General features: G+C 68.0%; 18 protein-coding genes and 1 tRNA gene. 3 read left to right on the top strand and 16 right to left on the bottom strand.

All coding sequences use genetic code 11. From position 1 onward, the window contains the following. The 3 genes from NMP03_RS06555 to aroA form a co-directional block, all read right to left on the bottom strand. Window positions 1-630 carry a methyltransferase family protein gene (locus NMP03_RS06555; protein ID WP_256507686.1) on the bottom strand — a complete coding sequence of 210 codons (630 nt, stop codon included), beginning with the start codon at window positions 628-630 and terminating at the stop codon, window positions 1-3. 65 nt (window positions 631-695) lie between these two features. After that, a complete protein-coding gene (gene cmk / locus NMP03_RS06550; RefSeq protein WP_256507685.1) occupies window positions 696-1,331 on the bottom strand; it encodes a (d)CMP kinase in 636 nt (211 codons plus the stop codon). 7 nt (window positions 1,332-1,338) lie between these two features. After that, window positions 1,339-2,688 carry a 3-phosphoshikimate 1-carboxyvinyltransferase gene (aroA, locus tag NMP03_RS06545; protein ID WP_256507684.1) on the bottom strand — a complete coding sequence of 450 codons (1,350 nt, stop codon included), beginning with the start codon at window positions 2,686-2,688 and terminating at the stop codon, window positions 1,339-1,341. Between the two features lie 103 nt (window positions 2,689-2,791). On the opposite strand from aroA, the gene NMP03_RS06540 reads away from it, so the two are divergent. Together NMP03_RS06540 and NMP03_RS06535 are read left to right on the top strand one after the other, a co-directional pair. Next, the gene (locus NMP03_RS06540) at window positions 2,792-3,106 is read left to right on the top strand and encodes an FYDLN acid domain-containing protein (RefSeq protein WP_256507683.1); all 315 of its coding nucleotides are present in this window, start codon (window positions 2,792-2,794) and stop codon (window positions 3,104-3,106) included. 118 nt (window positions 3,107-3,224) lie between these two features. After that, a tRNA-Ala gene (locus tag NMP03_RS06535) sits at window positions 3,225-3,300 on the top strand. Between the two features lie 234 nt (window positions 3,301-3,534). On the opposite strand, the gene NMP03_RS06530 is transcribed toward NMP03_RS06535, so the two are convergent. Continuing rightward, the gene (locus tag NMP03_RS06530) at window positions 3,535-3,735 is read right to left on the bottom strand and encodes a hypothetical protein (protein ID WP_256507682.1); all 201 of its coding nucleotides are present in this window, start codon (window positions 3,733-3,735) and stop codon (window positions 3,535-3,537) included. 59 nt (window positions 3,736-3,794) lie between these two features. After that, a complete protein-coding gene (locus tag NMP03_RS06525) occupies window positions 3,795-4,190 on the bottom strand; it encodes a BLUF domain-containing protein (RefSeq protein ID WP_256507681.1) in 396 nt (131 codons plus the stop codon). A gap of 105 nt (window positions 4,191-4,295) precedes the next feature. Between NMP03_RS06525 and NMP03_RS06520 the strand changes: the two genes are divergently transcribed. Then, window positions 4,296-5,948, top strand: coding sequence for an NAD(P)/FAD-dependent oxidoreductase (locus NMP03_RS06520; RefSeq protein ID WP_256507680.1), 1,653 nt, complete (start codon window positions 4,296-4,298; stop codon window positions 5,946-5,948). 127 nt (window positions 5,949-6,075) lie between these two features. On the opposite strand, the gene NMP03_RS06515 is transcribed toward NMP03_RS06520, so the two are convergent. The 11 genes from NMP03_RS06515 to NMP03_RS06465 all read right to left on the bottom strand — a co-directional run bounded on the left by NMP03_RS06515 (window position 6,076) and on the right by NMP03_RS06465 (window position 19,630). Beyond that, complete coding sequence (locus NMP03_RS06515) at window positions 6,076-7,770, bottom strand: carboxypeptidase regulatory-like domain-containing protein (RefSeq protein ID WP_256507679.1); 1,695 nt, start codon at window positions 7,768-7,770, stop codon at window positions 6,076-6,078. Next, window positions 7,767-9,944, bottom strand: a complete 2,178-nt coding sequence (locus NMP03_RS06510) for a DUF4175 domain-containing protein (protein ID WP_256507678.1) — start codon at window positions 9,942-9,944, stop codon at window positions 7,767-7,769. Before NMP03_RS06510 ends, NMP03_RS06515 begins: the two co-directional genes overlap by 4 nt. Further along, a complete protein-coding gene (locus NMP03_RS06505) occupies window positions 9,941-11,068 on the bottom strand; it encodes a BatA domain-containing protein (RefSeq protein ID WP_256507677.1) in 1,128 nt (375 codons plus the stop codon). Before NMP03_RS06505 ends, NMP03_RS06510 begins: the two co-directional genes overlap by 4 nt. Beyond that, window positions 11,065-11,952, bottom strand: a complete 888-nt coding sequence (locus NMP03_RS06500; protein WP_256508041.1) for a DUF58 domain-containing protein — start codon at window positions 11,950-11,952, stop codon at window positions 11,065-11,067. Before NMP03_RS06500 ends, NMP03_RS06505 begins: the two co-directional genes overlap by 4 nt. A gap of 8 nt (window positions 11,953-11,960) precedes the next feature. Beyond that, on the bottom strand, window positions 11,961-12,956 hold the full coding sequence (locus tag NMP03_RS06495) for an AAA family ATPase (protein ID WP_256507676.1): 996 nt from the start codon (window positions 12,954-12,956) through the stop codon (window positions 11,961-11,963). Between the two features lie 25 nt (window positions 12,957-12,981). Continuing rightward, a complete protein-coding gene (locus NMP03_RS06490; protein WP_256507675.1) occupies window positions 12,982-13,683 on the bottom strand; it encodes a DUF4159 domain-containing protein in 702 nt (233 codons plus the stop codon). A gap of 198 nt (window positions 13,684-13,881) precedes the next feature. After that, on the bottom strand, window positions 13,882-15,213 hold the full coding sequence (locus NMP03_RS06485; protein WP_256507674.1) for a TldD/PmbA family protein: 1,332 nt from the start codon (window positions 15,211-15,213) through the stop codon (window positions 13,882-13,884). Between the two features lie 24 nt (window positions 15,214-15,237). After that, window positions 15,238-16,872: a TldD/PmbA family protein gene (locus tag NMP03_RS06480; protein WP_256507673.1), complete on the bottom strand. Its 1,635-nt coding sequence runs from the start codon at window positions 16,870-16,872 to the stop codon at window positions 15,238-15,240. Window positions 16,873-17,111: 239 nt separating this feature from the next. Beyond that, the gene (locus NMP03_RS06475) at window positions 17,112-17,624 is read right to left on the bottom strand and encodes a MucR family transcriptional regulator (RefSeq protein ID WP_256507672.1); all 513 of its coding nucleotides are present in this window, start codon (window positions 17,622-17,624) and stop codon (window positions 17,112-17,114) included. Between the two features lie 237 nt (window positions 17,625-17,861). Next, window positions 17,862-18,029 carry a DUF6771 family protein gene (locus NMP03_RS06470; protein ID WP_256507671.1) on the bottom strand — a complete coding sequence of 56 codons (168 nt, stop codon included), beginning with the start codon at window positions 18,027-18,029 and terminating at the stop codon, window positions 17,862-17,864. Window positions 18,030-18,109: 80 nt separating this feature from the next. Then, complete coding sequence (locus NMP03_RS06465) at window positions 18,110-19,630, bottom strand: MFS transporter (RefSeq protein ID WP_256507670.1); 1,521 nt, start codon at window positions 19,628-19,630, stop codon at window positions 18,110-18,112. Window position 19,631 lies beyond the last annotated feature (1 nt).

The following is a 19,631-nucleotide window of genomic DNA, read 5'->3' as shown; positions in this document are numbered from 1 at the left end:
TCAATAGATGCCCGGCAACAGGCGATAGCGCACCAGTCGGCTATGCTGCTGATACGCTGGATCTGTTCGCAACAGCCGCTCCTCTGCGGCGATTCTGACAAGCTGCAGACCGGTCCAAAGGCCGACGACGACGATGTTCCAGATCGTCACGTTCATCGCGACGGTCCCGAAATAGACCAGGAAATACCCGAGATACATGGGATGGCGCACCAAGGCGTAGACTCCGCGGGTCTTGATGCCCCGGTTGGCCGCGACGATACCGAAGCTGCGCCGAAGCTGCAGCTTGGCCAGCATGCTGACGACCAGCCCGACCGTCACTACCGCTGGTGCTGCCCAAGCCAGGACGCCCGGCAGTGGATTGGCAGGTACGAGCATCATGCCGACGAAAGAACCCCCAAACGCTACGGCCCAGTCGGCGGGTGCAATGCTGATCTGGTCGGTCGATCGCCGGCAGAGCACCATGACCACGACCAAGCCTTCGGCAACGAGATACGCCAGGTTGAACCGGTTATCGCCGACGCTGCCAGCGAACCGATACAGGAGGAAGGCATAGATGACCGTGATCGCGATGCGTTCGATTGCGTCGAGCCGCTGCAATCCGCCTTTCGAGGTCCGGGTCGATTGCGTCATGTCGCCCCCGTTTACGAGCGCGCGCCGAAGAAAGGGTTAACGGGCTGACGCCTGGCGCTGGTGGCTCAGGTCTGGGCCCTGTTTGCTATCCGCGCTTCGGCCAGCCCGATCGCGCGCTGGACCGCGGCGTCGATCGACAGGAAGCTGGTATCGAGCAACGCTGCGTCGGCGGCCTGGCGCATCGGCGCTTCGGTGCGGCGCGCATCGCGATCGTCGCGCGCGCGGATGTCGCCCAGCACCTTGTCGAGGCTGACCTTGCTGCCGTGCGCGCGCAGTTCCGAGTGGCGGCGCTGCGCGCGGATCATCGGCGTCGCCTTGACGAACAACTTCACTTCGGCGTCGGGGGCGATGACGGTGCCGATGTCGCGGCCGTCGAGTACCGCGCCGCCAGGCTGCTGCGCGAACCGGCGCTGGCGCTGGAGCAATGCCGCGCGCACCAGCGGATGCGCCGACACCACCGAGGCGAGCTTGCCCGCCTCATCGGTGCGCAGCGCCGGATCCTCAAGCAGCCGGTCTTCGAAGTCGCACACCGCGACCACATCGGCCTCGCGCGTCGGGTCGAGCCCCTCGGCCATCACGCGCTGCGCGACCGCGCGGTACAACAACCCTGTATCGAGATGCGGCAACCCGAAATGGCGCGAAAGCGCGCGGGCGATCGTGCCCTTTCCCGAGGCGGCGGGTCCATCGACGGCGATAATCATGCTGGGGTCAATCGGTTGCGCGCACGAGGGCGTCAAGCGTTTCAAAAAAGGCGGGGTAGCTGGTTGCGACCGGATTTGCATCGTCGATGCAAATCGGCGCGCGCGCGACAAGTCCAGCCACCGCCATGCTCATCGCGATACGATGGTCGAGTTTCGAGGCGACTTGAGCGCCCCCTGGCAGGCGCGCGCCGCCAGACCCGTCGATCGACAGACCGTCGTCATGCTCGGTCACCGACACGCCGATCGCGGTTAATGCCGCCGCCATCGTCGCGATCCGGTCCGATTCCTTGACGCGCAGTTCGTGCGCACCGCGCGCGACGGTGCGCCCGGTGGCGCAGGCGGCGGCAACGAACAGGATCGGATATTCGTCGATCATGCTCGGCGCGATATCGGCGGGAACCTCGATCGCAGTCAGCGGTGCGTGGCGGACGACCAGATCGGCAACGGGTTCGCCGCCGACGGTGCGCGCGCTGGTGTCGGTGATGTCGGCGCCCATCATCCGCAGCACCTGGAGCAGTCCGGTGCGCGTGGGGTTCATGCAGGCGTTGCGGATCGTGATGTGCGAACCGGGCACGATCGATCCCGCGACCAGCCAGAACGCCGCCGAGGAAGGATCTCCCGGCACCTGGATGTCCTGCGGCTGCAGCTCGGCCTCGCCGCGAATCGAGATGATCCGGCCGTCGGGGCCTTCCTCGACGGTCAGCTCGGCGCCGAAGCCCGCCAGCATCCGCTCGCTATGGTCGCGCGTCGGCACCGGCTCGATGACGCGGGTGATGCCCGGGGTGTTGAGCCCCGCGAGCAGCACCGCCGACTTCACCTGCGCCGAGGCGACCGGCAGCGTGTATTCGACCGGCACCGCAGGCGTGAGGCCGCGCAGCATCAGCGGCAGGCGGCCGCCGGGCGAGGCGGTGATGTCCGCGCCCATCTGCGTCAGCGGCTCGATCACCCGGCCCATCGGCCGCGACGACAGTGATGCGTCGCCGATGAAGGTCGCGGTGATCGGGTGGCTGGCGACCAGTCCCATCAGCAGCCGCGTCGAGGTGCCCGAATTGCCCATGTCGAGCGCCTGCACGGGCTGGAGCAGCCCGCCGACGCCGACCCCGTCGACCTGCCACACGCCATCCGAATCGCGTTCGATCGTCGCGCCCATCGCGCGCATCGCGGCGGCGGTGGCGAGCACGTCCTCGCCCTCGAGCAGCCCCTCGATCCGGCTGCGACCGACCGCGAGCGAGGCGAACATCAGCGCGCGGTGGCTGATCGATTTGTCGCCGGGCAGCGTGACGTCGCCGCGCAGCGGACCTCGGGCGACGATCGAGACCGGCAAAGGCGAAACGGGCAGGGGGGTGGCGTGCGACATGGCGGCGGGCTTTTGACAGCGCGCCCGCGCTATGGCAAGGCGCGCTCCACTTTGCGGAAGGCATCCTTCCGAAATCAAACATCTCTGAAAGGCGACTTGCGGCATGATCAAGCCGGAATGGGGCACGAAGCGGGCCTGTCCGAAATGCGGAACGCGTTTCTATGATCTTGGCAAGGAGGACCCGGTCAGCTGCATCGCATGCGGCGTGACGTGGAACCCCGAGCCGATCCTGAAATCGAAGCAGCCCTTGCCGTTCGAAGCGGCCAAGGCCGCACCGGTCAAGGAAAAGGCCGAGGATTCGGACCTGGGCGACGATATCGACGTCGAGGACGACGACACCCCCGCGGACGACGATGTCGACCTGGGCGGTGACGAGGATCTGGGCGTCGAGACCCCCGCCGACGAGCACGAAACCTGAGGTGCGCGCCCCGTCTCGGTCGCAGGATCGGGGCGGGGCGGTTTTCGATGGCACACGGCAAAACGCCGCTTGCCAAAGCATCGCGGCCCGCTTAGTGGAGCCGCCTTCCCAACGATGTGGGGCCGTAGCTCAGCTGGGAGAGCGTTCGCATGGCATGCGAAAGGTCAGGGGTTCGATCCCCCTCGGCTCCACCACCCCCCGACCGTTCGGCAGGGTTTTCCGGGTAGCTTATTGGACCGGCGCCCGAATCGAATTCGCACGCTTGAGTGTTGATCGCATTCGTAAACGCTGCTGCCGCTTGCGATCGATTGATCGCCGACCAGCCGGCAGGACGCGGCTTGCGCTGAACCCATGATGATTTTGCCGTGATCCAATCGCGCCGCGCCTCCACAGGCTAGCCGAGGTTGGCACGAACGATCAGGCCGCACTTACGCCTTGGGGGTGACCCATACCGATACCGGCGCGACGAACTTGCCCGGCGCGGGCTTGCCGACGTCGATCCGGTCGGCCTTCACCAGTTCGCCGGTTTCGAGGTTGAAGGACGCCCAGGGCTTGGGCATCCGGCCGAAGCTCATCTTCTGGATGGGCTGGCCGGTGGTACTGTTCATGATCGTGGCAATGATTGCCATGCCCCGCCGATAGGAAAGCGCCGGGCTGCTTGTCCAGTGGCGGGTTGCGATCGCAGCGCTCAGTCGAGCGTTCGCCGCCGCAGCCGGGCAAATGCCGCGCGCAGGTCCACGGGGCTGGCGGCTTCGAGCGCGCCCGCTGCGACGTCGGCGGGGGACCAGAACAACGACGGTGCTTCGTCGTCGAGCATCGCCCAGGCGCCGAACATCCGATCGGTCACCTCGTCGCTCAGCAGTGGCTGGACGTCGCCGTGGCGATCGTCGCCCAGGATCCGCGCGAACAAAGCGTCGATTGCGGGTGCCGGCCCCTCGATCAGCTGCAGATACAGGTCGTGGCGGCAGATCAGCGCACCGGTGATGTCGTCGCGGCGGTTGTTGCGCCGCGCCTGCGACAGGATGCCGGCGAGCATCGCCTCGTCGAACCCGAACGGCTGCGATCGATAGATCAACTGCTTCATCGTGTTCGGCCCCCGGCGATTGCTGCAGCTGCAGGCTACGCCAAGCAATCGCCGGTGCATAGCGCGGCGCTTTCGTATGAGCGCGGTAGCGCTTAAGGGCGGGCGATGCTGCGCATCACCGAACTCAAGCTGCCGATCCACCATCCCGAAGAAGCGTTGGCGACCGCGATCCGCGATCGGCTGCGCATCACCCCGCGCGACCTGGTCCGCTACACGATCGCGCGCCGGGCGCACGACGCGCGCGACAAGATGGATATCCAGTTCGTCTATTCGGTCGATGTGACGCTGCGCAACGAAGCGCCGGTGCTCGCACGCTGCCGCCGCGATCGCCACGTCAATCCGACCCCCGATACCGGCTATCGCTTCGTCGCCAAGGCACCCGCCGACTATGCCGGACCGCGACCGGTGGTGGTAGGGGCGGGGCCGTGCGGGTTGTTCGCGGGGCTGATGCTGGCGCAGATGGGGTTCCGCCCGATCATCCTCGATCGCGGCAAGGTGGTGCGCGAACGTACCAAGGATACCTGGGGGCTGTGGCGACGAAGCGAGCTGAACCCCGAATCGAACGTGCAGTTCGGCGAGGGCGGGGCGGGCACCTTCTCCGACGGCAAATTGTGGAGCCAGATCAAGGACCCGCGCCATCTGGGCCGCAAGGTGCTGACCGAATTCGTCAAGGCTGGCGCCCCGCCCGAAATCCTCACCGAGGCGCATCCGCATATCGGCACCTTCCGGCTGGTGACGATGGTCGAGAGCATGCGCGCCACCGTCGAGGCGCTGGGCGGCGAATATCGCTTCGGGCACCGTGTCGAGGACATCGATGTCGAGACGGCTGCCGATGGATCGCGGCGGCTGCGCGGGCTTCGGTTCCAGACCGGCGAGGCGATGGCGGTGGGGCCGGTGGTGCTCGCGGTCGGCCACAGCGCGCGCGACACCTTCCACATGCTGCACGATCGCGGCGTGTTCCTCGAGGCCAAGCCGTTTTCGATCGGGGTGCGGATCGAGCATCCGCAATCGTGGATCGATCGTGCGCGCTTCGGGCCGTGCGCGGGGCATCCCGATCTGGGCGCCGCAGCGTACAGCCTGTCGCATCACTGCGCCAACGAACGCACCGTCTACAGCTTCTGCATGTGTCCCGGCGGTACCGTGGTGGCGGCGACCTCCGAGCCTGGGCGAGTCGCAACCAACGGCATGAGCCAATATTCGCGCAACGAGCGCAACGCCAATTCGGGGATCGTCGTCGGCATCGATCCCGACCGCGACTATCCGGGGCATCCGCTGGCGGGGATCGCGCTCCAGCGGCATTGGGAGGAGCGCGCTTATGTGGCGGGGGGCGGTGATTACAGCGCGCCGGCGCAGAAATTGGGTGATTTCCTCGCCGGCCGGCCCTCGACCGCGCTTGGCAGCGTCATCCCCTCCTATCGCCCCGGCGTGAAGCTGACCGACCTCGCCGAATGCCTCCCCGAGTTCGTGGTGACCGCGATGCGCGAGGCGTTGGTGGCGTTCGGGCGCGAAATCCCGGGCTACGACCATCCCGACGCGGTGCTGACCGGGGTCGAGACGCGGACCTCCTCGCCGCTGCGGATCACCCGAGGCGAGGATTTCCAGAGCCTCAACACCGCGGGGCTGTACCCGGCGGGCGAGGGGGCGGGCTATGCCGGGGGAATCCTGTCGGCAGCGGTCGACGGCATCAAGGTGGCCGAGGCGGTGGCGCGCGATTTGCTGGCGATGGGGCAGGCAAAGGTGGCTGTAGCGAGGGCGTAGGGTCCGTATGCGAGCGCTGCCCTCACCCCGTTCGTGCTGAGCCTGTCGAAGCACTGTCCTTCTTGCCAACATGGCAAATAAGAACGGCACTTCGACGAGATCAGTGCGAACGGAAGGAGGCTTGGCGCTAAATAGTGGGCACGCGCCGTCGTTCGAGCCACCACAGCGGCGCAAGCAGCGCTAGCAGGAACAAGAACCACGGCCAGCGCGGCCCCGGGGCCGATCGTTCGGCAGCCTCGCCCGATAGCGTTCCGATCAACGCCAACGTCGCCTCGCGCCGCTGCGCAGCCGCGAGCGCGGGTGCAGCGTCGGTGGGATGAACGTAAAGTGCCGTCTCGCGGTCCCTTGGGCCGCGGACCACATGCCAGCCGGCCTGTAGCGGCCAGAAGGCGGCGCAATCCTTGGCGGCGCGATCGACCAACAAGCGGCTCGTGCCGCCATCGGGGGCGAGCAGTTGGGCGTCTTCGGTCAACCCGCACACCACGCCGCGTTCGCCCGCGCGAACCAGCGCCGACAGGCGCGGCGGTGCGGCTTCGCCTTCGCGCGCCAATGTCGAGAAGATCACGCTCCACAGCGCCGAGTAACGTTCGGGCGCGCCGGTGAGCGCGAGCGCATAGCTGTCGGTGATGCTCGATATCCCAACGCGACCGCGACCGCGCGGGGCCCATGTCGCGATCGCCTCGCCCGCCGAATCGCGCAGCATCGTCACCGCGTCGTCGCCGCCCATGCTGAGGTTGCGGCGCGCGAGCGGCAGTGCGTCGGGGGTGTCGTCGATCCGCACCGGCAGGCTGGCATCGCCTCCCGAAACCGCGAGGCCGAGCGCCGCCCAGTCGCGCCGCACCCCGGCGGGAAGCGGGCCGGTGGGCCGCAGGAGCAACCCCATCCCGCCCGAAACCGCCGAACCGATCGCCCCGCGCTCGCCGCTACCCAGGCGCTCCCAGCGTCGATCGTCGATCACCAGCAGGTCGGTTCGGGCGAGGGTCGCACGGTCGATCGCGACCGGCGCATCGCCGGTCTGCAACCCGGCACCGAGATCGACGCGAAGCGTGACCTCGATCCCCGCATCCTCGGCGAAGCGGCGCAATTGGCGCACCTCGGCCGAAGGGGCGCCGGCGAGGATCAGCAGCCGCGGCGGGGTGGGTTCGCGGCTGTCGACCGGGATCGCAAGCCGTTCGACGATACCGCCCGATCGGTTGCGCGCCACCAGCGTGAACAACGCGGTGCCGGCGACCGGCGCGATGCCCGACAGCGCGAATTGGCCGTCGGTGCCGATCGGGACGCGCGCGGCGCGGGTGCCTGCCGGATCGAGCAGCTCGACCGTGCCGCCGGCCAGGCCGCTTGCCTGACCCCCGAATACGAAGCCCGCACCGGGGGCGGTGGGTTCAGGGAAGGTGATCGCGACGATGCCCGCGGGCTGTGGGGGCAGGTTGAAGCGCAGCGGGTTGGCGACCGCGATCCGGTCGCGCTCGACCAGTCCCAGGCCCAGCAGCTCGATCGGCGTGCCCGCAGGAACGCTCGCGATCGCGGCGGCGAAATCGGGCACCGGCTTGGCGCCCGGCACGCTGCCCGCTTCGGGCAAGCTCACGACGTTACCCGTCGGAACCGCCGCGATCGGGCTGGTGACGACGGCCAGCGAACCACCGCCGATCCGCACGCTCGGCGGGAACAGGAACAACAGCAACGCCGCGCTGGCCAGCCATTGCAACGCCAATAGCGGCACCAGCCTTCGCGGCCCGAGCCCCCGGCGCACCAACAGCCAGCTTGCCACCAGCAGCGATCCGCCGACCGCGATCAGGCTCCAGGTGAAGGCGCCGCCGGTCATCGCAGCGCCTCGAGATAGCGGCGGCCGATCGCGCGCGGGGTCGCGCGGCGCTTGATCGCGGCGACAGGTGGCTCGATCGCTCGCCACAGCAACGCGCGCAGCTGGGCACGACACTCGCCGCAGCCGGGTTCGCCGCGCAATGTGTCGATCGCCGCCCGTAGCGCCAGCGGATCGGCGAGCTTGCCGCCATTGGCGCGCACCCAACGATCGAGCGCGCCGAGCTGGAGCGGGGGACGCTTGCCAGGGGTGTCGGCGAGCGCGCGCCATGAATCGGCGAGAATAGTCTCGGGGTCGGGGCGCACGGCTTGCGGCAGCCGCCGCGCGACGATGCCTTCGCGATCGCCCGAGAGCCGGCGGGTGAGGTCGATCGGCGGCAGCTCGGCGCCGACCCGCGGCAGGAAGATGCGCGTTGCCTGCTGCGCTTCCTTGAGGAAGGCGAGTGCGCGGTTGGCGTGGGGCAATGCGGCGCGTGGGTCGCCCTGGCGTAGCTCACGCTCCGACGACCACATCGCGTCGAGCGCCTGCGCGAGCGTCGTTCGCGTCCCCGGAGCGAAGAGCGTCGAGGCGTCGCTATCGTCATGGACATGACCAAAGCTGCGCGCGGCATCGAACGCGCCGCCGGGCGCTGTGTGATCGTGGCCGTCGTCCGCCGAATGCCCGTCGCCCAGCGTCGGGTCCTGCCGCTCCTGCGCTTCGGGGGCCGGCGCGTCGTTGGTCGGCAGCGCGGGGCTGTCGTTGGTGGGCAAGGCGGGCACGTCGTTGGTGGGCAGCGCGATGCCGCCGGTCGATCCTCCGCCCTCGGCCTCCTCGCCGACGAACTGGCCATAGCGCAGCCGCAGGATCGCCTGGTCTTCGCCGAGCGCGTTCGATCGCGTGGCGAAGGCGTCGGCGTCGAGCCGCGCGCGATCGCGGATCAGGGCTTCGGCATCGATGATGATCTGGCGCTGGCTGCGGAAATAGGCGGGCATCACCGGCTGCGCCATGCCGTCGAGCCCGTCGGCGAGCGCCAGATCGGCAGGCCAGCGCAGGATCACGCTCGGCCCCTCGACGCGCTGCGGCGTGGGCGAACGATTGTCGGCGACGATGAGCTGCGCGATGAGGTCGCCGCCCGGGGCGAGGCCTTCGCGCGCCAGGTCGAGCGTGGCGGCGAAGCGGCGGCGGCGGGCGGGGCCGCTGCCCGCCAGCGTCGTCGTCCGCTGGGTGAAGGTGATGTTCTCGCCCTCGCCCGCAGTCACGGTGATCCGCAGCACCGCGCCGGCGGCGACGCCGTAATCGTCGGTCGCTTCGAACACCGGGGTCCAGCTGCGTTGGCCTGGGGTGACGGTGGCGAGCTGCTCGGGCGGGGTGATCGCGCGGATGGTGGGGGGCGTGTCGGCGATGGTTTCGATGCGATGGAGGCGTTGGCGGGGGAGGCCGGGGGCTTCGATCCGGTACAAGGCAGGGCGGGCGGCGGCGTGGGCGGCGGTCCAGCGCGCGCCGCTGCGGGTTAGTGGAACGCTCGCGCTGCCGGGGAAGGCGATCGTCGCGGCGGCGGGGTCGGGCGCGAAGGCAAGCGACCAGCTGACCCGCGATCCTTCCGGAACGCGTGCGTCGAGGCTGGTCTGCTCGCGCGTCGGGAGCCCGGTATAGGCGGGCGGCTCGATCCGCAGGCTGGCGGCGGTCAGGCGCGGCGGGCCGGCGATGGTGGCGGGCGTCGCGGTCGGCTGCGGGGGGACAGGGTTGCGGGGATCGGGCCAGAGCCAAGCCGCGAGCACCAGCGCGACACCCGCGATCCAGGCGGCCAGGATCATACGCCCAGACCAGGGGGTTCGCAGGTCGAGCGGTTGCGCGGCATCGATCCGTGCCTCGATCCGGCGGCGTTGGAGGCCTGCAAAGCCGGGCAGCGTATCTGCGGGCGCGAACAGGAGGGCGCTGCTGTCCTCGAACGCGGCAACCTCGGCGTCGAGCCGCGACACCAGCCACGGCCGGTCGAAGCGCTGGCCGCGTCGCCATGCGATCACTGCCAGTACCGCCGCGCCGATGAGCAACGCCGCCATCGCCGCCGCGACGCCGCCCAGCCGCCAGCCGATCGCCGCCGCGCCGAGCGTCAGCGGGAGCGCGACCGCGGCGCTGTCGAGCAGCACGCGTATCTTCGCGCCGCGGCGGTGCCGGTCGAGGATCGGGCGTTCGATCATGCGATCACCCGGCGCGGGCGGGTCGCGAGCAGGCGCTCGATCGCGAAGACCAATGCGATCGCCAGCGCGAACCACGGCGCGAGGTCGAGCGGCGGTTGCGGCCAGGCGGGGGGACCCGTCAGCGGCGCATGATCGGCGGCAGCCGCCCGCGCGGGCGGCGGGGCGGGGTAGAGCAGCTGGGCGAGGCTATCGGGGAAGGTCGCGTCGAGCAGGATCGGCATTGCGGCGGGGTCGATCGGGCGTGTCAGGCGAAGCACGCGGCCCTTGCCGTGGCGCTGCTCGGTCGCGAGCGGCTGGCCTTCGGCGTCGCGCCAGACGGTGCGCGGGGGGGCGTCGAGCGCGAGCAAGGTGTCGCTTCCCACGAGCACGGTTGCGCCGTCTGCGGCTAGATCGAGGATCGGGGCGGGAAGTTCGCCGCTATCGATCCATATGATGTGTCGGATTGCCGACGGTATCGGTTGGTCGAGGGTGGCAATGTCGGACAGACGATCAGGCGGTGCCAGGGCAGTGGCCGCGGCGCGGAAATAGCGGACTGCGCCGCGCATCGACGGGGCATGGCGGATCGCGATCGGCGGTGCCACCGTCGGCGCGGCAGCGGGAACCGGCGCATCGACTACGCGCCAGGTGACTTCGCGCGACAATCGCGGGCGCTCGGCATCGAGGTCGCCCAGCACCGGCGGCACGATGATCGTCAGCTTTACCCCCGGCGCAAGCGCAGCATCGAGCCGGCGGATCAGCGTGGCGGGGCGTTCGGGGCGCGGCGGCGAAACCTCGGCGACCGAGGGGAAGCCCGGGGCGAGCCAGACCCCGCGCACGTCTTCGCCGATTGCCGGTGCCGCTATGCCGGGAAACACCGCGACGACCGCGCGGCGATCCTCGGCGCCCCACATGATCGGTCCCGCCAGCAGGATCGCGACCAGCGCCAGCAACAGGATCCGCGTCGCCAGCAGCAGCCATTCGTCGATCCGTAAGCGCTGCCGCGGGCGCGGACGCGCGTCGAGCCAGCGTAGCGCGGCGAAGTCGACCGGCCGCATCTCGGTCCGCCGCGCCAGATGGATCGCGATCGGCAGCAGGATCGACGCCAGCGCCAACAGGCCGAGCGGGGCGAGCAGCTCCGGCGTCATCGGCGGGTGCGGCGGTCGAACAACGCCGCGATCGATTCGTCGGCAGGCCGGTCGACGAAGCTTTCGGTGTGGCGCACCCCTGCGGCTTCGAGCCGTGCTTCCTGCGCGGCGCGCGCGGCGGCGAAGCGCGCCAGATAGTCCTCGCGTAACGCCGGCCCGTCTCCGATCACGCTCGCACCGCCTTCGACGTCGGTGAAGCGATAGCCGCTGTCGAAGGGGAAATCGCGCTCATCGGCGGTGAGGAGCCGGATTGTGCACAGGTCGCGGCCCGACGCGGCGAGCGCCTCGATCGTGGCGATACAAGCTTCGTCGAAGCCGTCGGTCAGCACGATCGCGACATCGTCGCGGCCGATGCGCTCGCCCAGCCGCTGGCGCGCGCCTTCCCAGTCGGCGACGCCGGTGGCGGCAAGCGGCGCGAGCGCGAGATGCAGCCGGTCGCGGTGGCGCGGGCCGCTGCCGGGGGCGACGACGATCGGTGCGCCGCCGCCTTCGACGATCAGCCCGAACCGGTCGCCCTGCGCCAGCGCGACTGCGGCGATCGCGGCGGCGAGGCGGCGCGCGGCGTCGAAGCGCGACCAGCCGGGAGTGGCGAGATCGGCCTGCGCCATCGATGCGCTGGCATCGAGGATGATCCATACCGCGAGCGGGCTTTCGCGCTCGGCATCGCGCACGAAGAAGCGGTCCGAGCGCGCGTAGAGCTTCCAGTCGATCGAGCGCAATTCGTCGCCGCGCTCGTACGGGCGGTATTGCGCGAACTCCATCCCGGTGCCGCGATTTCGGCTGGCATGGATGCCGACGCCGCCGAGCCCGCTGCGCCCGCGCGGCACGATCGACAGCCGCGCCAGCCGGCGGCGAACGTCGTGCGGAAGATCGAGCGGCGACACGGGCAAGGTCAGGCGGGCGCTGGGATCGCGGCGAGCAGATCGGCGATGACGTCGTCGGGCGAGCGGCGCTCGGCCTCGGCAGCGAAGGACAGCAGGATGCGGTGGCGAAGCACCGGCGCGACCAAGGCGGCGATGTCCTCGCGCGTCGCCGCCAGCCGCCCTTCGAGCATCGCGCGTGCCTTGGCGGCGAGGATCAGCGCCTGCCCCGCGCGCGGGCCAGCACCCCAGCGGACATAGTGGTTGATCGCGGCGGGCGCGGTGGGGCCGGGCCGGGTGGCGCGCACCAACGCCGTGACCCAGCCGAGCAGCGCGTCGCTGACATGCACCTGGCGCACCCATGACTGGATCTGGACAATGTCTTCGGCGTGCATCACCGCCTCGACGCGCGTGCCCGCCGCGCCGGTGGTGTGGGTAATGATCGCGCGTTCCTCGGCCTCGGTCGGATAATCGACGCGGATGTTGAGCAGGAAGCGGTCGAGCTGCGCCTCGGGCAGCGGATAGGTGCCCGCCTGTTCGATCGGGTTCTGCGTCGCGAGCACGAAGAACGGCTCGGAGAGGCGGTGGGTGACGCCGGCATAGCTGACGCTGTGTTCCTGCATCGCCTCGAGCAGCGCCGCCTGGGTCTTGGGCGGGGTGCGGTTGAGTTCGTCCGCCAGGAAGAGGTTGGTGAAGACCGGGCCTTTCTGGAAGCGGAAATGGCGATGGCCGGTGCCGTGATCCTCTTCGAGCAATTCGGTGCCCAAAATGTCGCTCGGCATTAGATCGGGGGTGAACTGGACGCGGCGGAATTCGAGCGACAAGGCTTCGCCCAAGGTGCGCACGAGCAGGGTCTTGCCGAGCCCCGGCACCCCCTCGATCAGGCAATGGCCGCCGGCAAACAGGGCGATCAGCAATTGTTCGACGACGTCGTGCTGGCCGATGATCGCACGGCCGATTTCGACGCGCAGCCGCGCGATCGCATCGATCCGCGCGGCAAGGTCGGCTTCGCTTGGGGTATCGGTCATCAGGGCTCCGGGTGCGGGCAGGGGGTCAGACGGTCAGCGCGTAGACGATGATGTTGACCGCCAATTTGGTATTGTCTTCGGCCAGGAAGCGCTTGTTTCGCCAGTCATAATCCCATTCGCAACCATAATCCTTGTTGCTGTACAGGATGCCGAGCCGGCCATTGGCGGTGTAGCCCTTGAGGTAATCATGAACGAGATCGTCGCCCCAGCCGTTCAGCTCGAAGCTGGTGGCGGGCGGCCCTTCGAACTTGAAGAAGCTCGAATAGATCGGGTGGGTGTTGGGCAGTTTCTTCAGCGGGTCGGCACCGAAGAGCTTCGCCATCTGGCGCTCGAACGACTTGGCGAACAGGCCGTCAATATCGTGGTTGCAATCATCGACGAACACGAAGCCGCCATTTTCGACATAGGCCTTGAAATTGGCCGCCTCGGCGGTGCTGAAATCGACCAGCTTGTGCCCCGCGAGATAGCAGAAGGGCGCGCGCAGCATCGCCGGGTCGGACAGGCGAACGACGCGCTCGCGCGGATCGATGCGCAGGTTGGTATAGTCGACCAGCGAGGTGAGGATGTTGGCGGGCATCCGCTGATCGACGTCCCAGTCGCCCGAATCATAGCGTAGCCGGGTGAACCAGAAATCGTATTCGGGCGCCGCGCTCGCCACCGAAGGCAGCGCGGCGGCGATCGCGCTGCCGCCGAGCAGCCGGAGGAATTGCGCACGGGTCATCGGCATGGGGCCGACCCTAAACCTTTCGTCACCCCGGACTTGTTCCGGGGTCCACCGTCCCGCAAACTTTGAACCCGCGTGCCTTGCGGCGCCGTGGACCCCGGACCAAGTCCGGGGTGACGCAGTGCCCCTGGATACGACGCGAACAGCCTGAGCGCTGCAGGTGCGGCACGAACGGACAAGATCGACTGCCGCACCCCGATCCTACACCGCGTCCGACAGCGAGGTGAAGGTGAAGTCGCGCAGCCGCATCGCCGGGATCATCATTTGCAACCCGCCCTCGTCGCTGACGCGCACCGGACGGCCCAGCTCGTCGATATTGTTGAGCATGATGACCGGCGATTCGTTGAAGCGGAAATTCTTCAGCGGATATTTGATCTGGCCGTTCTCGATATAGAAGGTGCCGTCGCGCGTCAGGCCGGTGAGCAGCACGGTCTGCGGATCGACCATGCGGATATACCAGGTGCGCGTGACGAGCACGCCGCGCTCGGTTTCGCGGACCAGGTCGGCGGTCGATTTGGTGCCGCCCGCCATGATCAGATTGCCCGGCATGCCGCGCGCGGTCTTGCCCTGCTTCTGCGCCCAGAAGCGCGAATACATCATGTCGGTGACGCGGCCCTTTTCGACCCAGGACTGGCGCTGGCGCGGCAGGCCTTCGTCGTCCCACGGCATCGTCGCGAGGCCGGGATGCGCCGGGTCCGAATAGAGGTCGACGCGCGGGTCGAACACCTGCTGGCCGATCTTGTTGCCGCCGCCCGCCTTCGACAGGAAGCTGCGGCCCTCATCGGCCTGCCGCGCATCGAAATAGCGCGTCATGAAGCCGATCAACCCCGCTGCGGCAGCGGGTTCAAGGATGACGGTATATTTGCCGGGCTCGAGCGCCTGTGCCTCGACCGAGGCGCTCGCCTTGCGCATCGCGATATCGACATCGCGCGCGGCGCTGAAGCCGCTGATGTCCTGCAGATTGCTGCCGACCCAGCCCGAACCGCGCCCGTCCTCGGTCCGCACGGTGCAGGTGTAGTCCATCAGCGTTGCGCGCTGATAGCCGAAATTGCCGTTCGAATTGGCAAAGGCGACGAAGCTCTGGCCGTCCTCGAGGAACCCCGCGGCGATCAGTTTCTCCGCGCGGCACGGCGCGATCGAGGCGCGCGCGATCTCGGCGCGCTGATCGGGGGTGATCGCCGCGGTCGCCTGGCTGAAGGTGTTGGTCGCGCGATAGCTCTGCTTGCCCACCGCGGGCACGAATTCGGGGCTTTCGGGCGCGAGTTTGGCCAGCGCCTCGGCGCGCTGGACGACGCGTGCGAGCGCGGCATCCGAAAACTCGTTGATCGTCGCGGTGCCGACGCGCCGCCCGAACGCCACCTGCACCGCCAGATCGGTGTTGCTCACCGCGCCGCTGGTCGAGACGTTGTTGAGCGCGAAGCGGATATTGCCCTGGTCCGATCCGGTCAGCTGCGCGGTGCATTCATCGGCGGTCGCCAGCGCGACCACCTTGTCGAGGATCGTCTTGGCCTCGGCCTCGGTCATGATTGCCATTGTCGTGTTCTCCCCGCGTACCGTTCAACCGAGCGCGCGCGCGGTGTTGATGACGTTGATGCCGTCGAAGCGGGTCGTCGCCGACCCGTGGCTGACCGCCGAAACCTGGCTCGGCTGCCCCTTGCCGTCGAAGAACGACCCGAACAGGCGATAATCGCTCTGGTCGCAAATCCCTGAACACGCAGCCCAGAATTCAGGAGTGCGCATCTGATACGCGACATCCTCGATCGGCTGGGTGATCTTGCCGTTCTTGATCTCGTAGAACAGCGTGCCGCCGAACTGCGCGTTATAGCGCTGCTGGTCGATCGAGAACGACCCGCGGCCAAGGATGTAGATGCCGTTGTCGACCCCGGCGATCATGTCGTTCAGGCTGAGCTTGGCCTTGCCGGGTTGCAGCGAGACGTTGGGCATCCGCTGGAACTGCACCGTCGACCAGCTGTCGGCATAGGAACAGCCATCGGATTCGGTCTTGCCCAGGATATGCGCTTGATCGCGCGTCGCCTGGTAATCGACCAGGCGGCCGTCCTGGATCAGCGGCCAGCGCTTGGTCTTGATGCCTTCATCGTCATAGCCGACCGCGCCCAGGCTGCCCGGCTGCATCTTGTCGGCGACGATGTTGACGATGTCGCTGCCATATTTGAACCGCTCCTTGCGCTTGTCGAGCGTCGCGAAGCTGGTGCCGGCGTAATTGGCTTCATAGCCGAGCACGCGATCGAGCTCGAGCGGATGGCCGACCGATTCATGGATGGTGAGCCCCAGATGGTTGGGATCGAGCACCAGGTCGTAGCGGCCGGGCTTGACCGAGGGCGCCTTGAGCTTTTCCTGCGCCTGGCGCGCCGCCGCGACCGCGTCTTCGCGCATGTCGTACGACTTGTTGTAGCTGATGACGCCGTTGGGCGAGCGTACCTTGTCGGCGGCGTTGCCCGCGAGATATTCATAGCCCAGCCCCATCGGCGCCGAGAGGCCGTCGCGCGAGCGGAACTTGCCCGTTGCCTTGTCGATCGCGGTGACGGTGAACGGTGCCCAGATGCGGTGGACGTCCTGGTCGATGTACGACCCGTCCGAGCTCGCGAAATATTTCTGCTCGTTGACCAGGAACAGCTGCGAATTGACGAAGCTCGCGCCCGCACCCATCGCCGCGGCGTTGACGCCGAGCAGGAGGTCGACCTTTTCCTTGAGCGGCACTTCCATCGCGTTGCGCTGGATCGGCGTGCGCCAGCTCACCTCGCCGACGCCCTTGGCCGGCGCGAGCCGGACCGGTGCGGTCTGGCTCTTGGCATTGGCGCGCGCGATCGCGATTGCCAGGCGGGTCGCCTCGGCCACCGCCTCGGGGGTCATCGTGTTGGTCGCGGCAAAGCCCCACGCCCCGTCGGCGATGACGCGGACGCCGACGCCCGAGGATTCGGTGTTGACCACATTCTGCACATTGGCTTCGCGCGTCAGCACGAACTGGCGCAGGTACCGCCCGACGCGGACGTCGCAATAGCTGGCACCGCCCTGCGATGCCGCCGACAGCCCGGCATCGGCGAGCTTGCGCTTTACCGCAGCCTCGATCGGATCGACCAGCTGCTCGGCAGCGATCGCATGGCCGCTGAACCCCGGCAGCAGCATGCCGCCCGCGCCGACACCGCAAGCAGCAAGAAATTGACGTCTATCCACGGCGTATCTCCACCCCCGACTTGATCACGCCGACTGCAAGGCTCGAAGCGAGCCCGGACGATGCCGAAGCAGCCGGATCGCGCCAAGCATCGCGAGGCGAACGCGATCCGTCAAATGCCGGTAACAAATTTATCGGGCTTGCGGCCGGGGCAGCAGAAACGTGGGTGGCCAACCTCGCCGGAGCACCGGCGGGGTGTCGCCATAAGGAATGACGCGGGCGGTCGCCCGCGCCAGGCGGGTCAGCCGGCAGCCTTGGTGCGCTTGCGCGGTGCGGGCTTGGCGGCGTCGCCCGGAGCCTGCGCGGCCGATGCGCGTGCCTGGCGGCCCTTGCTGCCCAGGCCTATCTTCTTGGCCATCGCGCGGCGCGCTTCGGAATAGGTTTCGGCAACCATCGGGTAATCGGCCTTGAGGTTATAGCGCGCGCGATATTCCTCGGGAGTCATGCCGTGCGTATTGAGATGCCGGCGCAGCGTCTTGTAGGGCTTGCCGTCGATCATCGAAAGGATGTGATCCTTCGATCCCAATGATTTACGCACCGAAACCGCTGGAACATATTCGGTCGGCGCGGCCTCGGCGGGTTCTTCGGCGTTCGCATCGGGGGCACCATTGGCGAGCTCGATCACCGTCGCGTGCATCGTGCGCAGAAAGGCCGGAACGTCTTCGGCGGCGGCGCGGTTATTCTGGTTACCGAGCCATGCGATGGTGAGTTCGGTCGCAAGGTCCACTGCGTTTAGTTGCACGTCTTCTGCCATGTTGGCCTCCGATTGAGATGGAATCGTGATCGCTGTTACAGCGACTCTGTCAACATCCATATCGAATGCAATTCAAATGTCGACCGATCTTCAACGATGATGTAATTTTGCCAATGCGACGTGAAGAAGGACTTTCACGTTCGACGATATTGACCGCCAAGATCATCCAGCCCCAGATGTCCATCGGTTCGAGATTGTTAAGTATATGGCGACGGGCCATTAATGGCCGAGACGCGCTCAGTCCGGTGTAAGGTCGGCCGCTTCGAGCGCGCTGGCGATCATCGCGGCGAGGGTTTCCTCAGCGCGCGTCCGGACGCTGGGGTCCTTTGCGGAGAGGTCGGTGCGCACCCATTCGGGTGCCTTGGCGAGCATCGCCGTCACCGTTGCCTTGGTCTGGTCGTTCATCCGGGCTTATGTGGTGTCGCATTCACCCGCGACAATATGGCGACTGCGAACCGCGCCGCGCGCGATCCGAGCGCACTTGGTTAGACCGAACCGTCCTCCGGCTTGACTTCGCGTTTCGCCGCGCGGCGCGCGCGCAGCGCAATACGGCCGTCGCGCAGCAGCGACACGGGGACGAAAGTCGCCGCGCGCAAGCCGGCGACCGAGGAGATGTTGCGGATGCTGCGGCGGGTGTTGTTGAGCATCTCGGTCATCATCTCACGCGGCTCGATCTCGCCCTGCTCCTGCACCAGCGACAGCCGGTGGATCGCGTACATGCCGATCGGCCCGGCGAGCAGGAAGTAAAAGTCCCAGCTGGTCAGCAGGATCGGCACGCTGAAGCTCGATTGCGGGCTCGACCAGCGCACCAGAAGTTCGAGCCGGCGCTGCGCGAAGAAGTCGGCGAGCAGCCCGCCCAGGATCGGCGCGGTGCCCGCGGCGATCGCGGTGACCGTGGCACTCACCGCGACATAGGCGGTCGCGCTGCCGCGGGGCGAGAGTTTCAGCGCGATGTTGGTCACCGCCAGCGTCACCCCGGCAACCGACGCGCCCATCGCCAGGTGCAGCAAGATCAGCCACAGCTTCACCATGCCACGGTCACCAATCTGCGACGCGCCGACCATCGCGACGATCGAGAAGATGTAGATCGGCGCGCAGATCGCGAGCACCGATTTGTTGGCGAACCGGTCGCTCAGCTCGCCCCAATAGCGCAGCACCAGGATGTTGGCGACCTGGCTGACGACGCTGAGCGCCATCACGAAGCTGGCGTCGAAGCCTAGTTGGCGGACGATGAAGACGGTGAAGAAGGGCGTCGCGAGGTTGACCGCGAATTGCCAGCTGGCGACGAAGATCAGCAGCCGCTTGAAATTGCGGTCGCGCAGCGGTGGCGTCAGCAAGGCGACCAGGCTCACCCGGTCGCCACGTTCGGGCATCGCGGGTTCGGGCATCGCGCTGACCATCCGCGCGCTTATCAGACCGGCGATGCAGCCAATGAGGAACATTCCCGCGAACACCAGGTCGCGCGCCAGCGACTGCGCGTCGGTGACATCGAGCGCGATCGCCGCCGCCACTCCCAGCGCGAGGTTAATTGCTGTCAGCCAGATGGTGCGCTTGGCCATTACCTGGCCGAGCCGGTTCTCGGGCGCGAGATCGCGCAGCCAGGTGTTCCACGCGCAGCTGCCGACCGCGCCGAACCCGCACAGCGTGAACTGCGCCGCGAGCAGGATCAGCAGCGGCAGCATCCCGGTCGAAAAGGCGGTGAGCGCCATGATCGCGAGCATCGATCGCCCGACGATGCTGGTGAGCACCGCGATCCGCTTGCGCTGGCGCAGCCGCTCGACGAGCAGGATCGCGGGCAGCTGCAGCAGCTGCGCAAGGAACGGTGCGCTTGCGAGCACCCCGATCATCGTGTTCGATGCGCCCAAATGGAGCGCGAAGGCGGTGAGGATGACGCCGGTGGTCAGCGCGGTCGCGCCGCCCGAGAAGGCGGCTTCGACGATCAGCAGCCGCAGCCCCCTTTCGCGCTCGTCATCGCTGACGTGCGACTGGGGGGATAGCGAGGGCAAG

This window comes from Sphingomonas qomolangmaensis (assembly GCF_024496245.1).
Taxonomy (GTDB): Bacteria; Pseudomonadota; Alphaproteobacteria; order Sphingomonadales; family Sphingomonadaceae; genus Sphingomonas; species Sphingomonas qomolangmaensis.
The sequence above is the reverse complement of the archived record's forward strand: the minus strand, read 5'-3'. Positions and strand labels throughout refer to the sequence as shown.

Excerpts from the sequence above, each read along its gene's own strand:
- NMP03_RS06555 (WP_256507686.1), bottom strand. The coding sequence starts at position 630 with ATGACGCAATCGACCCGGACCTCGAAAGGCGGATTGCAGCGGCTCGAC.
- cmk (WP_256507685.1), bottom strand. The coding sequence starts at position 1,331 with ATGATTATCGCCGTCGATGGACCCGCCGCCTCGGGAAAGGGCACGATC.
- aroA (WP_256507684.1), bottom strand. The coding sequence starts at position 2,688 with ATGTCGCACGCCACCCCCCTGCCCGTTTCGCCTTTGCCGGTCTCGATC.
- NMP03_RS06540 (WP_256507683.1), top strand. The coding sequence starts at position 2,792 with ATGATCAAGCCGGAATGGGGCACGAAGCGGGCCTGTCCGAAATGCGGA.
- NMP03_RS06530 (WP_256507682.1), bottom strand. The coding sequence starts at position 3,735 with ATGGCAATCATTGCCACGATCATGAACAGTACCACCGGCCAGCCCATC.
- NMP03_RS06525 (WP_256507681.1), bottom strand. The coding sequence starts at position 4,190 with ATGAAGCAGTTGATCTATCGATCGCAGCCGTTCGGGTTCGACGAGGCG.
- NMP03_RS06520 (WP_256507680.1), top strand. The coding sequence starts at position 4,296 with ATGCTGCGCATCACCGAACTCAAGCTGCCGATCCACCATCCCGAAGAA.
- NMP03_RS06515 (WP_256507679.1), bottom strand. The coding sequence starts at position 7,770 with ATGACCGGCGGCGCCTTCACCTGGAGCCTGATCGCGGTCGGCGGATCG.
- NMP03_RS06510 (WP_256507678.1), bottom strand. The coding sequence starts at position 9,944 with ATGATCGAACGCCCGATCCTCGACCGGCACCGCCGCGGCGCGAAGATA.
- NMP03_RS06505 (WP_256507677.1), bottom strand. The coding sequence starts at position 11,068 with ATGACGCCGGAGCTGCTCGCCCCGCTCGGCCTGTTGGCGCTGGCGTCG.
- NMP03_RS06495 (WP_256507676.1), bottom strand. The coding sequence starts at position 12,956 with ATGACCGATACCCCAAGCGAAGCCGACCTTGCCGCGCGGATCGATGCG.
- NMP03_RS06490 (WP_256507675.1), bottom strand. The coding sequence starts at position 13,683 with ATGCCGATGACCCGTGCGCAATTCCTCCGGCTGCTCGGCGGCAGCGCG.
- NMP03_RS06485 (WP_256507674.1), bottom strand. The coding sequence starts at position 15,213 with ATGGCAATCATGACCGAGGCCGAGGCCAAGACGATCCTCGACAAGGTG.
- NMP03_RS06475 (WP_256507672.1), bottom strand. The coding sequence starts at position 17,624 with ATGGCAGAAGACGTGCAACTAAACGCAGTGGACCTTGCGACCGAACTC.
- NMP03_RS06470 (WP_256507671.1), bottom strand. The coding sequence starts at position 18,029 with ATGAACGACCAGACCAAGGCAACGGTGACGGCGATGCTCGCCAAGGCA.